12 protein-coding genes are annotated in these 14973 nt (G+C 72.8%); 3 read left to right on the top strand and 9 right to left on the bottom strand.

Annotation, left to right across the window (positions count from 1 at the left end):
• Positions 1-149 precede the first annotated feature (149 nt).
• Positions 150-815, top strand: a complete 666-nt coding sequence (locus OG767_RS01160) for a GNAT family N-acetyltransferase (protein WP_405091780.1) — start codon at positions 150-152, stop codon at positions 813-815.
• A 5-nt stretch (positions 816-820) separates the two neighbouring features.
• Here OG767_RS01160 and OG767_RS01155 read toward each other — a convergent pair whose 3' ends face one another.
• The 7 genes from OG767_RS01155 to murJ all read right to left on the bottom strand — a co-directional run bounded on the left by OG767_RS01155 (position 821) and on the right by murJ (position 9042).
• Positions 821-1981: an N-acetylmuramoyl-L-alanine amidase gene (locus OG767_RS01155; RefSeq protein WP_405091779.1), complete on the bottom strand. Its 1161-nt coding sequence runs from the start codon at positions 1979-1981 to the stop codon at positions 821-823.
• Positions 1982-2146: 165 nt separating this feature from the next.
• Positions 2147-2470: a thioredoxin gene (gene trxA, locus OG767_RS01150; RefSeq protein WP_281933936.1), complete on the bottom strand. Its 324-nt coding sequence runs from the start codon at positions 2468-2470 to the stop codon at positions 2147-2149.
• Between the two features lie 30 nt (positions 2471-2500).
• Positions 2501-3454: a thioredoxin-disulfide reductase gene (gene trxB, locus OG767_RS01145; protein ID WP_405091778.1), complete on the bottom strand. Its 954-nt coding sequence runs from the start codon at positions 3452-3454 to the stop codon at positions 2501-2503.
• 177 nt (positions 3455-3631) lie between these two features.
• Complete coding sequence (locus OG767_RS01140) at positions 3632-4600, bottom strand: hypothetical protein (protein WP_405091777.1); 969 nt, start codon at positions 4598-4600, stop codon at positions 3632-3634.
• Positions 4597-5307: an RNA polymerase sigma factor SigM gene (sigM, locus tag OG767_RS01135; protein WP_405091776.1), complete on the bottom strand. Its 711-nt coding sequence runs from the start codon at positions 5305-5307 to the stop codon at positions 4597-4599. The genes OG767_RS01140 and sigM overlap by 4 nt, the downstream gene beginning before the upstream one ends.
• Complete coding sequence (locus OG767_RS01130; protein WP_405091775.1) at positions 5304-6923, bottom strand: protein kinase family protein; 1620 nt, start codon at positions 6921-6923, stop codon at positions 5304-5306. Before OG767_RS01130 ends, sigM begins: the two co-directional genes overlap by 4 nt.
• 373 nt (positions 6924-7296) lie before the next feature.
• Entirely contained in the window at positions 7297-9042 is a 1746-nt protein-coding gene (murJ, locus tag OG767_RS01125) for a murein biosynthesis integral membrane protein MurJ (protein ID WP_405091774.1), read from the bottom strand.
• Between the two features lie 132 nt (positions 9043-9174).
• On the opposite strand from murJ, the gene OG767_RS01120 reads away from it, so the two are divergent.
• On the top strand, positions 9175-10632 hold the full coding sequence (locus OG767_RS01120; RefSeq protein WP_405091773.1) for a CCA tRNA nucleotidyltransferase: 1458 nt from the start codon (positions 9175-9177) through the stop codon (positions 10630-10632).
• A 182-nt stretch (positions 10633-10814) separates the two neighbouring features.
• On the top strand, positions 10815-12854 hold the full coding sequence (locus OG767_RS01115; RefSeq protein WP_405091772.1) for a S8 family serine peptidase: 2040 nt from the start codon (positions 10815-10817) through the stop codon (positions 12852-12854).
• 58 nt (positions 12855-12912) lie between these two features.
• Here OG767_RS01115 and OG767_RS01110 read toward each other — a convergent pair whose 3' ends face one another.
• Together OG767_RS01110 and OG767_RS01105 are read right to left on the bottom strand one after the other, a co-directional pair.
• Positions 12913-14418, bottom strand: a complete 1506-nt coding sequence (locus OG767_RS01110) for a flotillin family protein (RefSeq protein ID WP_107162002.1) — start codon at positions 14416-14418, stop codon at positions 12913-12915.
• Between the two features lie 25 nt (positions 14419-14443).
• A complete protein-coding gene (locus OG767_RS01105; RefSeq protein WP_281933951.1) occupies positions 14444-14965 on the bottom strand; it encodes an NfeD family protein in 522 nt (173 codons plus the stop codon).
• Positions 14966-14973 lie beyond the last annotated feature (8 nt).

Raw genomic sequence — 14973 nt, 5'->3', positions numbered from 1 at the left:
ATCCCGGACTGCCGGGTCCGTCGCCCGGGTGGGCGTTCGCGCGTCCCCTCCCGCGCCGGCGGGCGGAAGCGTACGATCGCTCGTCGGGAGCAGGAGGCGGCGGGACACCGCGGTGACCGACGCTCCGAGACTGTTGGTGGGGTGCGCTCATGTCGCGACGTCTGGTCAGCCTGACGCTTGACACCCTGGAGGACCTTCCCCGATCCTGCCGGCGGTGCGTCTACTGGGAGCTGGATCCGGTCTCCGCGGAGCAGGCCTGCGCGGCCGGCGACCCGGGCCTGGAGAAGGAGGCGTGGGTCTCCCAGACGCTGCTGGAGTGGGGCTCCTGCGGCAAGTTGGTCTACGTCGACGGCATGCCGGCCGGTTTCGTCATGTACGCCCCGCCGGCGTACGTCCCGCGTTCGATGGCGTTTCCGACGTCGCCGGTCTCGGCGGACGCGGCGCTGCTGATGACCGCGCACGTGGTGCCCGCGTTCGCCGACGGCGGTCTGGGCCGGATGCTGGTGCAGGGCGTGGCGCGGGACCTCACCAAGCGCGGCATCAAGGCCATCGAGGCGTTCGGCGACGCCAAGTTCGGTGACGAGCCGGACGGCCCCACCCGGGCGTGTGTCGCGCCGGCCGACTTCTTCCTCTCGGTGGGCTTCAAGACGGTCCGCCCGCACCCCCGCTACCCGCGCCTGCGGCTGGAGCTGCGCACGGCGCTGAGCTGGAAGTCCGACGTCGAGTACGCGTTGGAGAAGCTGCTCGGCTCGATGAGCCCGGAGACGCTGCTGCGGCCGGTACGGCCGGCGCCGGCCACCCGCTCGACGAGCTGACCGGCTCAGTCGACCACGGTGCCGGCGGCCACGATCGCCCGCAGCTCGCTGACGTCGATCGAGCCGGTCGGCACGTCCCGTTCGATCGGCAGGTACATCCGCTGCACCCCGGCCACGATCGCCTCGACCACCCGGTCGCGGAAGCGCGGGCCGATCAGCCGGCCCCGGTCGGTGGGGGAGGTCAGGTAGCCCACCTCGACGCGGACCGCCGGCATCCGGGTGAGCCGGAGCAGGTCCCACGCCTTGGCGTGGGTGCGGCAGTCACGAAGCCCGGTGCGGGCCACGATCTCCCGCTGCACCAGCCCGGCCAGGCGCTCCCCGGTGGCCGAGGTGACGCCGTTGTCGGTGCCGTAGTGGTAGGTGGCGACGCCGTCGGCCGCCGGGTTGGCGTGCCCGTCGGTGTGCAGCGAGATGAACACGTCCGCGCCGAGCGAGTTGGCGAGCTGGGCCCGGTCCGCGTCCGGCAGGCAGGTCGGGGACGACGGGCCCCGGGTGAGCTGCACCCGTACGCCGGCCGCCGCGAGCCGCCCCTCCAGCCGGCTGGCGAGGTCGTGCACGAGGTCCGCCTCGGTCCAGCGCAGCGAGCCGTCGGGCACCACCACGCCGCTGTCGGTGCCGCCGTGGCCCGGATCGATCACCACGGTCCGGCCGACGAGCGTCGGCCCGGCCTGCCGGATGGCGTCGGACTCGCGTAGCCACTGCGGGCGCCCGCCGACCACCTTGCGGCCGAGCCGGCGCAGCGCGTTGACGGTGTGCGGGCCGCACGACCCGTCCGGCTTCAGCCCCATCTCGCGTTGGAACTGGGCCACCGCGCGGGAGGTGCGGATGCCGTAGATGGCATCGGCGCGGCCCACGTCGTACCCCATCTCCAGCAGGCGTTCCTGGAGCGAACGGACGTCCTCGCCAATCAGTGGCTCGGGCACCGAGTGGTAGAGCGCGCGGGCGCCGAACCGCCAGCGGGCCGCGTCCAGCGCCCGCCAGGTCTCCGCGCCCACCCGCCCGTCGACGCTCAGGCCGCGGGACTGCTGGAAGGCGCGGACCGCGCGTTCCGTCGCGGCGTCGTAGTCGTCGGCGCGACCGTCGGTGGGCAGCAGTTCCAGGCCGGCGAGCACGGTTCGGATCTCGGCCACCGCGGGGCCCCGGTCACCGGGTCGGATCGGACGCACGACGACCCCCTCTGCACGGGCGCTGGCGGAGGCGGTAGCTCCGACGGACGCTTACGGAGCGTACCGTGGCCGGTTACCTGGCGGGTTCGGGTTCGCGCAGGTCAGGAACGCCGGAGCCCCCGACACCCGGGTGGGGTGACGGGGGCTCCGGCGGTGTCGGGTCGGTCAGAGCGCCGACTCGATGAGCTTGAGCAGCTCGCCCTTCGGCTTGGCGCCGGCGATCGACTGCACCGGCTCGCCGTTCTTGAAGATGGTCAGCGTCGGCACGGACATCACCCGGTAGGCGCGCGCCGTCTCGGGGTTCTCGTCGATGTTGAGCTTGACGATGGTGACCTGGTCACTCATCTCGCCCGCGATCTCCTCCAGGAGCGGCGAGACCTTGCGGCACGGACTGCACCACTCCGCCCAGAAGTCGACCAGGACCGGCTTGTCGGACTTCAGCACGTCGCTCGCGAAGCTCGCGTCCGTGACCGCCTTGGTTGCTCCCACGATGAACCCCTTCTCCCTTTGGTGAAATTCTCAGCCCTGCAGGGTGGCGATGAACCGCTCGGCGTCCAGCGCGGCCGCACATCCGGTGCCGGCCGCCGTGATGGCCTGCCGGTAGGTGTGGTCGACCACGTCGCCGGCGGCGAACACGCCCGGCACGTTGGTGCGGGTGCTCGGCGCCTGCACCTTCACGTAACCCTCGTCGTCCAGCTCCACCTGGTCGCGGAACAGCTCGCTGCGCGGGTCGTGGCCGATCGCCACGAACACGCCGGTGACGTCGAGCATCTTGGTCTGGCCGGTGTGCACGTCGCGCACCCGTACGCCGGTGACCTTGCCGTCCTCGCCGATGATCTCCTCGACCGTGGTGTTCCACTCCACCTTGATCTTCTCGTTGCCCAGCGCCCGCTCCGCCATGATCTTGCTGGCCCGGAACGAGTCGCGGCGGTGGATGATCGTCACCGACTCGGCGAAACGGGTGAGGAAGCTCGCCTCCTCCATGGCCGAGTCGCCGCCGCCGACCACCACGATGTGCTGGTTACGGAAGAAGAAGCCGTCACAGGTGGCGCAGGACGACACGCCGTGGCCGAGGTATTCCTGCTCGCCCGGCACGCCCAGCGGACGCCACGCCGAACCCGTGGAGAGGATGACGGCGCGGGCCCGGTAGGCGGTCTCGCCCACCCAGACCGTGCTCACCGCGTCCGAACCGATCTCGCCGGTGTCCTTCAGCTCGACCCGGGTCACGTCGTCGGTGAGGAACTCCGCGCCGAACCGCTCGGCCTGCTTGCGCATGTTGTCCATCAGCTCGGGGCCGAGGATCCCGTCCGCGAAACCGGGGAAGTTCTCCACCTCGGTGGTGGTCATCAGCGCGCCACCGGACTGCACGCCCTCGATCACCAGCGGCTTGAGGTTGGCGCGCGCGGCGTAGACCGCCGCGGTGTAGCCGGCCGGCCCGGAGCCGATGATGATCAGGTTGCGGACCTCGTCCACTGCCGTCTCCCGATGTGTGTGTTCGTCACCGGTACGCACCGATGTCGATCTCGAGTGCCGACCGCGCAGAGGCGCCGGCGCCTGACTTCCAGAACGTCATCGTACGAAGCGGGGATTCCCGAGCCGGTCATCCGGTGGGTCACGTCACGTGGCGGGACAGGACCCCTGACCGCGGTTTCACCCTACCCGCGTGCGGAACCGGGTGTCCGCTCCGGACCCGGGTACGCCGCATTCCGGCCCGCTCACCCAGCCCCAGCGGGCGCCGCCGGCGTCCGAGAACGTCACCACCAGCGCCGGGCTGCCCTGGAACCGGGCGTAGTCGACCAGTTCGACGGTGAGCGGTGCCGCGCCGTGCTCGGCGCCGATCGCGGTCAGGCAGGCGGCCAGCGCCTCCGGGCGGGCGAGCCGGTCCAACCCGCCCACGGCGCCGAGGCGGTTCTTGTCGGCAGCCAGGGGTGTCTCCCGGCCGCTACCCGCCGCGCCCGACGGCCCGGCCATGTCCGGTCGGACCGACGCCGCCTTGGCGCCCCGGCCGAGGCGCTCCGGGGTCCAGTCCGTGCCGCTGCGTACGGCCGGCCCGGTGGTCCGGTACGGCGCGCCCGCCGCCGGCGCCGCCTCCCCGGCCGGTCGACCGACGGTGCTGCTGTCCCCACCCGTGTCCGCCAGCCGGCCGACGCCGAGACTGACCGCGGCGACCGAGGCGGCGGCCAGCGCCACCGGCCCGGCGACCCGGGCCCAGCGCCGGGAACGTCGCCCCGGCCCGGTGTGCCGGTCGGGACGGGCGACCGTGCCGGGTGGGCGGGTCGTCCGGCCGGGCTGCGCCGGCACGGTGACCGGCGTCGCATCCCGACCGGCGTGCTCGGGCACGTGGTCGGCGGCCGGGGCGGGACCGGCGCCGGCGAGCGCGGCCGTGATCCGGTCGGAGACCGCCACCGGCAGCTCCGGCGCGGGCGACGACGCCCAGTCGGCCAGGTCGGCGTGCACCAGGTCGAGCGCGCCGGCCAGGGCCGCGTACGCCGCGCGCCAGGCCGGGTCCTGCTCGACCAGCCGGGCCACGGTGGCCTGCTCGGAGGTGCCGTCCAGCGCCCCGCCGAGGTAGTCGGCGAGGAGGTCGTGGTCGACCTCGCTGAACTCCCGCGAACTCACGGCTCCTCCTGGCTGGCGTCCGGCCGGGGAAGTCCCGACGAGGATCCGACGCCCTCGGGCCGCCGGCGGTTCCCTGCGGTGACCCGCGGCACGTGCACGGCGTCGTCGGCGCCGGTGCGCAGGTGCCCCAGCAGCACGGCGAGCCGCGCCCGACCCCGGGCGCACCGGCTCTTCACCGTCCCCTCGGCGACGTCGAGGATCCGGGCCACCTCGGCCACCGGGTAGCCCTGCACGTCCACCAGGACCAGCGCGGCCCGCTGCTCCGCCGGCAAGGCCGCGAGCGCCTGCCGGACCACCAGCGCGGTGTCGTGGTCGGGGGCGGGCGCGGCCGGTTCGACGCCGCCGGTGTGGCGTCCCGGCTCCCCGTCGGTGTGCACCCCGTCGGGCAGCGGGACGGTGGCGTGGGTCTGGCGTCGCCGCATCCGGTCCAGGCACGCGTTCACCACGATCCGGTGCAGCCAGGTGGTGACCGCCGAGTCGCCCCGGAAACGGGCCGCGGCGCGGTGCGCCGACAGCATCGCGTCCTGGAGCGCGTCGGCCGCCTCCTCGCGGTCCCCGATGGTCCGCAGCGCCACCGCCCAGAGGCGGTCGCGGTGCCGGTGGAACAGCTCGGTGAAGGCGTCCCGGTCACCCGCGACGTGGGCCCGGAGCAGCTCCAGGTCGGAGCCGGCCGGCGGGCCGTCACCGGGCGCCGACCAGCGGCTCACGAGCCCTGGACCGTGATCTCCTGGACCCCGATCTTCCAGCCGCTGCCGTCGTCCTTCTTCGGCAGCTCGGTGATCCAGAAGAGGAGGTACTGGTACTTCTGGGCGGGGTCGAACCCGTTGAACGTCATCTTGGTGCCGTCGTGGTCCTCGAACGGCTGCCCGATCACGGTGGGGTACGCCGCGACGAGGTCCTTGTCGCCCTTGGAGGTGGAGGGGAACTCACCGTTGGTGCCGGCGCGCAGCTCGGCCGAGGCGCCGGTGGACGAGAGCGTGGCCTGGAGCGACTTGACCGTGTGCGGGGCGCCCAGGTCGATCCAGACGCCCATGCCCTTCTTCAGGCCGCCGAACTTGCCGTTGTTCCGGTAGGTCTGGGTCTCCCAGCCCTCGTCGTCGCTGCCGTCGATGACCTTCTCGGCGTTCCGCACCTCGGCGCGGTCCCCGCTCTCCGGGTCGATGATCCGGACGTCGGAGACGGTGAGCTTGCGGACCGGCGCGGCCGCCTCGGTGCTGCCGCCCGCGGCGGGGGCGCTGTTGGTGGGCTGGGCCACCGGCTCCTTGGTGTCGTCGTCACCGCCCCCGAGCACGCTGATCCCGACGAGCAGACCGACAAGCGCCACCACCAGCAGGCCGGCGATGCCCAGGGCGACCTTGCGCCCGCCGGCCGCGGCCAGCGGGGACGACGGCTCCTCGCCGGGGTCGGCGGTGAAGCGCAGCGGGCCGGCCTGCTCCAGGAACTGCTCGTCGGCCGGGATGTCGAGCCGGCTCAGCTCGGCGGACAGCACGTCCGACGAGGGCGGGGCGATCTCCGGGTCGAGCAGGTCCATGGTGAGGTCGTCGAGGTACGCCGGCACCCCGGCGCGGACCTGCCGGGGCGCGGCGATGCTGCCGCTGGCGTCCCGGACGGCGTCCGGCAGGGCGGCCCGGCCGTGCCCGGCGGTGGCGCCGTGCAGCGGGGCCTCACCGTGCGGCCAGTGCCCGGTCAGCGCGAAGTAGAGCACCCCGCCGACGGCCCGCAGGTCGTTCTCCTGGCTGTCCGCCCCGTCGGTGCGCGCGTCGGCCAGCACCACCCGGCCGTCGTCGCTGATCATCACGGTGCCGGGGTGGAGGTTGCCGTGCACCATGCCGGTGGCGTGCACCGCGGCCAGGGCGCTGGCGACGGCGTTGCCGATCGCGGTCGCGCGGGCCGGGTCCAGCGGCCCGTCGGCGGCGACCATCTCCCGCAGCGACTGGCCGTCCACCCACTCGCGGACCACGTAGGCCCGGTCGTCCTCGTCGATGGCGTCGTAGACGCCGACCAGGTTGGGGTGGATGACCCGACTGGCCGCGACCGCGGCCTGGAGCATCTCGGTGGCGGAGTCGCCGCCGGGGTAGCGGAGGACCACCGCGACGGGCCGGCGCAGCACCACGTCGACCCCGCGCCAGACCAGCCGGCCGGCACTGTCGTTGTTGATGTGCTCGACCAGTTCGTAGCGCTCGGCGAGGAGCTCACCGACCGTGGGAGCACCGAGGGTCACGACCGCGGGAGAACTTTCCTCCGCTTCCTGACCCTCGCCGACCTGGGTCACCCGTCCTCCCTCGGTGATCGTGTCGATCGATGGACCCGTGCTGCTGGGCATGTGGCTTCCCGCTCTGGCTTCGGTGGAACCGGCACGGTCGGCGTCGACGCCCACGTCGACGCCGGACGTACCCGTCGAGAGCGACCTTACCCGGGATGCCCGGTTCTCCGACATGTCATCTTCCCGCTGCGGCGGGCGGGAAGCCAGTCGCAGCGAACACGCACCGCCAATCTAGAGGTTGACGGCAAGTGATCGGCGCAGGGGCGTACCGGTGTGGCGTGCCGGTGCTTTCCCCGTCCCGGCCTGGGCACCCTCGTCCGTACGGTTGGTTGTCCACAGGCCGAGAGGCCCACTGGACGGCGGAATCCCGAGTTATCCACAGCCGTATCCCCAGCCTGGTGATCCTCGTTCACCGTCGGTCACGGGTGGGCGTTCAGCGCCCGAGCCGCCGTCGCACCATGCCGACCACCTCGGTGATCTCCCCGATCCGCAGCAGCATGGCCAGCCCGAGGTACGTGCCGCCGATCGCCGAGCCGCCGACCACCAGTTGCACCGCGGCGGCGAACCAGCTCAGCTTCGCCGGGTCGCCCGGGAGCACCGCGAGCACGAGCAGCCCGACCAGCGCGGCGCCGAGCGCGGCCACCACGACCCGGCCGAGCGTGCGCATGATCCGGCCCAACCCGATCCGGCCCACCCGGGGGCGCAGCAGCATCGCCGAGATGATGGCCGCGGCCAGGTACGACACCGCGTTGCCGAGCATCATCCCGGCCGCCGCGAACGTGTTCGAGAAGATCAGGAAGAGGCCGACCTGGAGCAGCACCCGCAGGATCACCACCGGAATGTTGATCAGCGCCGGGGTGCGCGTGTCGGGCAGCGCGTAGAACGCGAACGTGAAGAGCTGGCTGACCGCGAACGGCACCAGGCCGAGCGCCGCGACCAGCAGCACGGTCGAGGTGGCCACCGCGTTGTCGCCGGTGAACGCGCCGTACCGGAACACCACCACGGAGATCGGCGCGGCCAGCACCGCGTAGCAGACCGCGATCGGGGCCAGCACCGCGGTGACCATCCGGGTGCCCCGGGACAGGTCGGCGGTGACCTCGTCGAACCGGCCCTCGGCGGCAGCGGCGCTCATCCGGGGCATCAGCGCGGTGATGATCGAGACCGCGATGATGCCGTGCGCCATCATCAGCAGCAGGAAGACGTTGTTGTAGATCAGCAGACCGGCGTTGTTGCCGCCGGCGGCGCGGGTGAGCAGGTTGACCACCACGAAGAGACCGAGCTGGTTCACCCCGACGTAGCAGAACATCCAGCCACCGAGCCGGGCCAGCTCGGCCAGGCCGAGCGCCCGGAAGTCGAACCGCCACCTCCACCGGAAGCCCACCTTGCGCAGCGCCGGCAGCAGGCCGGCGGTCTGCACCGCGACACCGAGCAGCGTGCCGCCGCCGATCAGCAGGATCCGTTCCCAGCTCATCTCGCCGGGCTGGACGATGTTGGCGCCGAAGACCGCGATGTAGAGCGCGCAGACGCCGATGACCACCAGGTTGTTGAGGATGGGCGCCCACATCGGCGCGGCGAAGTGCCCGCGGGTGTTCAGCACCGCGGCGATCAGCGCGCTGACGCCGGTGAAGAACAGCATCGGCAGCATCAGGTACGACAGGCTGGTGACCAGACCGCGGTAGTCGGCGTCCTTGCCGCCGGCGTAGATGGCGGTCAGCACCGGCGCCGCGATGAGGGCGAGCAGCACGGTGGCGGCCAGCGCCAGCACCGCGAGCGTGAGCAGCCGCTGGGAGTACGCCTCGCCCCGGTCCGGGTCGGACTTGCGCCGCCGGACCAGCACCGGGATCAGCACGCTGGTGAGCACGCCGCCGAGCAGGAACTCGTACACCTGGTTCGGCAGGAAGATCGCGGTGGTGAACGCGTCACCGACAAGCGCGCCGCCCAGCGCCGCGCCGATCATCAGGTTGCGGATGAAGCCGGTGCCGCGGCTGACCAGGCTGCCGATCGCCATCACCGCGCTGTTCGCCGCGGCGCTGGTCTCGGCGACCACCTCCTGCGGCGGCGCCACCGACTCGACGCCCGGCTGGTTCAGCGGCTCCGCCGAGATGAAGGTCGCGCCGTCGTCCGGCGGCAGGCCGCCGCCATGCGCGTTCGCGCTGCGGTAGAGCCCGCCGCCGCTCATCTTCCAGCCTCCCAGGGGGATGTCGGAACCGGGCCCCGACGGCCCCGCACCACCGGAACCTTAGTCAACCTCGCCCGGTTACCCACGCCCGGCGCGGTCGATCCACCCTCGGCCCGCTAGGCTGGCGATCCCATGTCCGAAGCCTCCGCCTCCGCCGCCGATCGCCGTGAGCTGACCGCCGCGCAGCGCAACGCCGTCGCCGAGCTGCTCCGCGTGTCCCCGGTCGCCGACGAGCTGGGTCGGCGCTTCGCCCGTGCCGGTCACGAACTGCACCTGGTGGGCGGATCGGTGCGGGACGCGTTGCTCGGCCGGCTCGGCAACGACCTCGACTTCTGCACCGACGCCCACCCGGACGAGACCGTCAAGGTCATCCGGGGCTGGGCCGAGTCGATCTGGGAGACCGGGCGGGAGTTCGGCACCATCGCCTGCCAGCGCGACGGGCTCACCCTGGAGATCACCACCTTCCGGGCCGAGGTCTACGACCAGATGAGCCGCAACCCGGTGGTGCAGTACGGCACCAACCTGGCCGATGACCTGAAGCGTCGCGACTTCACCGTCAACGCGATGGCGGTGAGCCTCCCGGACCACCGGTTCACCGACCCGTACGGCGGCCTGGCCGACCTCGGCGCCAAGGTCATCCGTACCCCCGGGACGCCGCAGGAGTCGTTCCGCGACGATCCGCTGCGGATGCTGCGGGCGGCCCGGTTCGCCGCCCAGCTCCGCTTCGCCGTCCACCCCGACGTCCGGGACGCGATGACCCGGATGGCGTCCGACCTCGACCGGATCACCGCCGAGCGGATCCGGGACGAGTTCACCAAGCTGCTGTGCGGCGTCGACCCGGTGACCGGGCTGCGCCTGCTTGTCGACACCGGCCTGGCCGAGCGCTTCCTGCCGGAGCTGACCGGGCTGAAGCTCACCATCGACGAGCACGCCCAGCACAAGGACGTCTACGAGCACACCCTCACCGTGGTCCTCAACGCCATGTCGATGGAGGAGGAGGGCTGCGACTTCGTGCTGCGGATGGCCGCGCTGATGCACGACGTCGGCAAGCCCGGCACCAAGGCGGTCGGCGCGGACGGCCGGGTCAGCTTCCACCACCACGAGGTGGTCGGTGCGCGGCTGACCAAGGCCCGGATGAAGGCGATGCGCTACCCCAAGGACGTCACCTCCCAGGTGGTCAAGCTGGTCGGGCTGCACCTGCGCTTCTACGGGTACGGCCGGGGCGAGTGGACCGACTCGGCGGTCCGCCGGTACGTCACCGACGCCGGTGACCTGCTGTCCCGGCTGCACAAGCTGACCCGTTCCGACTGCACCACCCGCAACCGGCGCAAGGCGGCCCAGCTCGCGGCCGACTATGACGCGTTGGAGGAGCGGATCGCCCGGATCGCCGCCGAGGAGGACCTGGCCCGGGTCCGGCCCGACCTGGACGGCAACGCGATCATGGAGCTGCTCGGCGTGCCGCCGGGCCCGGTGGTCGGCCGCGCCTGGGCGCACCTCAAGGAGCTGCGTTTGGAGCGTGGCCCGCTGGACCGGGACGAGGCCGAGGCGGAGCTACTGCGCTGGGCCCGCGGCGAGGGCATCGTCGGCTGATCCGCCGGCCGGGAAAAAGCGACGACGATACGCCGGCGTGTCGACCGAACGGTTGACGCGTTCCGATCGATCTCTGCCGCATGATGTTGGTCATCGCCAGCCCCCCGCTCGACGGGCGCGGCTGTCCTGATCTCATCCGCCCGTCCGGTCCGGACGGTCGCTGGACACGGGGAGACAATTCGGTGTCACGTCCCGGCGCGCTGCGCCGCTCCGCGCTGGTGGGGCTCGCCCTCACCTCCGCCACCTCGATCATCTGCGCCGCCACCGGCGGCGCCGCCCTGGCCGATCCGGTCGCCCCGCCACGTGGCGACATCCGGGGCGCCGGCACGGCCAGCGCCGTGCCGGGCAGCTACATCGTCGTCCTGAAGGACGGCAAGGCCAGCCCGGCCAAGGTGCGGTCCACCGCGTCGGCCCTCGCCGGCGAGCACGGCGGATCCGTCCGACACGTGTACAGCCGGGCCCTGCACGGCTACTCCGCCGCCATGGACCGCCGGCAGGCGGAGCGGCTCGCCGCCGACCCGGCCGTCGCGTACGTCCAGCAGGTCCAGCGTTGGAAGACCTCCGGCAGCCAGACCACGCCGCCCTGGGGGCTGGACCGGATCGACCAGCTCAAGCCGAAGACCGACGGCCGGTACACGTATCCGGCGACCGGCGCCGGGGTCACCGCCTACGTCATCGACACCGGCATCGACATCGACCACGACGACTTCGGCGGGCGGGCGAGCTACGGCTACGACGCCGTCGACGGCGACGACGTCGCGCAGGACTGCAACGGCCACGGCACGCACGTGGCCGGCACGCTCGGCGGAACGAAGTACGGCGTGGCCAAGGACGTCGAGCTCGTCGCCGTGCGGGTGCTCGACTGCGACGGCAGCGGTCGTACCGACCAGGTGCTGGCCGGCATCGAGTGGGTCACCGCCAACGCGGTCAAGCCGGCGGTGGCCAACATGAGCCTGGGTTCCGACCGGGTCGACCAGGCGATCAACGACGCGGTCGCCCGTTCGATCGCCGCCGGCGTCACGTACGCGGTCGCGGCCGGCAACGAGTCGGCGGACGCCTGCACGGTCTCGCCGGCGAGCGTGCCGACGGCGATCACGGTCGGGGCCACCGACCGGCTCGACTTCCGGGCCCGGTTCTCCAACTACGGCTCCTGCCTGGACACGTTCGCGCCGGGCGCCGGCATCGTCTCGGCGGAGCAGGGCACCACCGACGGTTCGGTGGCGATGAGCGGCACCTCGATGGCGTCCCCGCACGTGGCGGGCGCCGCCGCGCTGCTGCTGGAGGCACACCCGACCTGGACGCCGCAGCAGGTGCGCGACTCCGTCGTCACCACCGGCATCGGCGGCGCGGTGCACGACAGCATGGGCTCGCTGGACCGGCTCCTGCACCTCGGCGCGGTGCCCACCGCCCGGGGCTCGTACGGGCTCAAGGCCCGGGCCAACGGCCGCTACGTCGTGGCGGAGAGCGCCGGGACGAAGCCGCTGATCGCGCGCGGCACCACCATCGGCGCCTGGGAGAAGTTCGACGTGGTCGACGCCGGCGGTGGCCTGTACGGCCTGCGCGCCCGGGTCACCAACAAGTTCGTCACCGCGGAGAGCGCCGGCGCGAAGCCGTTGATCGCGCGCGGCACCACCATCGGCGCCTGGGAGAAGTTCCAGATCGTCGACAACACCGACGGCACGGTCAGCCTGAAGGCCACGGTCAACGGCCGGTACGTCACCGCGCCGAGCGCCACCTCCCCGCTGATCGCCAGCAAGACCTCGATCGGCGCCGCGGAGAAGTTCGACTTCGACGCGCCGGCCCCGATCGTCGGCATCAAGGCGGTGGCCGGCGGCCGGTACGTCACGGCGGAGAGCGGCGGCGCGAAGCCGCTGATCCCCCGCTCGACGACGGTCGGCGCCTGGGAGAAGTACGAGGTGGTCAGCGACGGCGACGGCTTCTTCGGCCTGAAGGCGCTGGCCAACGGCAAGTTCGTGGCGGCGGAGAGCGCCGGGGCGAAGCCGCTGATCGCGCGCAGCACCTCGATCGGCGCGTGGGAGGCGTTCGTCTTCCTCGACTACTACGGTGACGGCTCGGTGAGCCTCTACGCCAACGCCAACGGCAAGGCGGTCACCGCCGGCAGCGCCGGCACCAGCCAGCTCGTCGCGAGCCGCGTCATCGACTGGGACAGCGACACCCTCGGCCTGGGCGCCGGCGAGAAGTTCGTCCTCGCCGTGCTCTGACCCGTACCACCGCACGGCGCCCGCCGGCTCCCCGAGGGGAACCGGCGGGCGCCGTCGTTCACGGGGTGACGGTGCTGCCGTCCACCGCGTTCTTGCCGTTGGTGTGCGCGCTGCCCAGCCGGGCGAGCAGGCCGGCCAGGTCGATGCCGGTCAGGTCGCTGCCGAGCTGGAGGCCCTGGGCGACGTTGCCGGCCACCGACTTGGTCAGCGACGAGGCGCCGTCGGTGGAGATGACGGTCATCTTGTCGATCGCGCCGATCGGGGCGCTCGCCGCACCGACCACCTCGGGCAGCACCTTCACCAGCAGGTCCAGCACGGCCGCCTCGCCGTACGCGGCGAACGCCTCGGCCTTGCGGGCCATCGCGTCGGCCTCCGCCTGTCCCTTGGCCAGGATGGCCGCGGCCTCGGCCTGGCCCTCCCGCTCGACCGCCTCGGCGATCGCGGACCGCCGGCGCTGCTCCGCCTCACCTTCCTTGGCGCCCTCGATCGCGTTCGCCTCGGCCAGCGCGGCGCGGCGGGCCCGCTCACCCTCACCGGTGAGCCGGGACTGCTCGGCGATGGCCTGGGCGGCGGCGATGGTGGCCTGCCGCTCGGCGTCGGCGCGCAGCACCGCCGCGTTGCGGGCCGCCTCGGCCTCCTGCTCCACCTTGTACCGCTGCGCGTCGGCCGGCTTGCGGACCTCGGTGTCGAGCTGGCGCTGCTTCAGCTCGGCGTTGCGCTCGGCCACCTTCTGCTGCTCGGAGAGGATCGCCTGGTCCCGCTCGGCCTGGGCGAGCGGCCCGGCCGCGGCTGACTTCGCCTTCGCCGCGTCGATCTCGGCCTGGATGCCGGCCTGCTTGAGCGACAGGTTCCGGTTCGCCTCGGCGATCGCCTCCTCGGCGAGCAGCCGCTCCTGCTCGGCGGCCTGCCGGGCGCGGGCCTCGGCGATGGCGGCGTCCTTGAGCACCCGGGCGGCCTCGGGCCGGCCCAGGTCGGCCAGGTAGGACCCCTCGGCCAGGATGTCCTGGAGCTGGAACGTGTCCAGCACCAGGCCCTGGTTGGTCATCGAGTGCTCGGCCTCCTCGGCCACCGCGCTGGCGAACGCGGCCCGGTCCCGGATGACCTCCTCGACGGTGAGCCGGCCGACGATCGAACGCAGCGCGCCGGCCAGCACCTCACGGGTGAAGTTGTCGATCTCGTCCTGCTGGTGCAGGAAGCGCTGGGCGGCGGCCCGGATGGCGTCCTCGGTGCCGCCGACCTTGACGATCGCGACGCCGTGCAGGTCGGCGCGGATGCCCTGCTTGCTCACCGCGCCCCGGATGCCGACGTCGATGCGCCGGCTGGACAGGTCGAGCGACTGGAGCTTCTGCACCACCGGCAGCACGAACACCGAGGCGCCGAGCACGACCTTCTGCCCGGACATGTCGGTGGACCGGATGCCGTCGGCGGTCTGGGTGGTGCGGCCCTTGCGGCCGGTGACGATGAACGCCTCGTTGGGCCCGGCCACCTTGATCCGGGAGAGCACGAAGAAGACGAGCAGGACGGCGAGGAGGACCGCGCCGCCGATGGCGACGAGCAGGGGCATGGGGGTTCCCGTCTGTGCGGAGGGATCAGTAGGTCTCGACGTGCACGCTGGTCTCGCTGAGCGCTTCGACCACGAAGATCCGGGCGCCGACCGGGATCGGCCGGTCGGACCGGGCGTTGAGTTTGACCGGCTGGCCGGCGAGGCGGACCCGGACCTCGCCGTAGCCGTCGCTGGGGATCGGGGTCACCACCAGACCGATCGCGCCGGCCAGGTGGTCCCGGGTGGGGGTGGGGTCGGTGCGCATGTCGCGGGCCGCGCGGCTCAACCGGGCCGCCAGCCAGCCGGTGGGCACGGCGGCGAGCGCGCCGCCGGCCACCGCCGCCGCGATCATGCCGGGGGTACGCGCCCCGAGCATCTCGTTGACGATCGCGCCGCCGAACCCGAACGCGCCGATGAACCCGGCGACCGCCTCCAGCGACACCGGGCCGTCGACGTCCGGGTGACCGAGGTGCAGTACTCCCGAGCCGAGCAGGGCCAGCGTCAGCACGCCGACGCCCACTCCGCCGATGATCAGGAAAATGAGCGTCCCCGTGGCCACGACCTGCACGGTATCGA

Origin of the sequence: Micromonospora sp. NBC_01392, from assembly GCF_045040125.1 — a bacterium.
GTDB lineage: Bacteria > Actinomycetota > Actinomycetes > Mycobacteriales > Micromonosporaceae > Micromonospora.
This window is presented reverse-complemented; position numbering and strand designations above follow the sequence as displayed.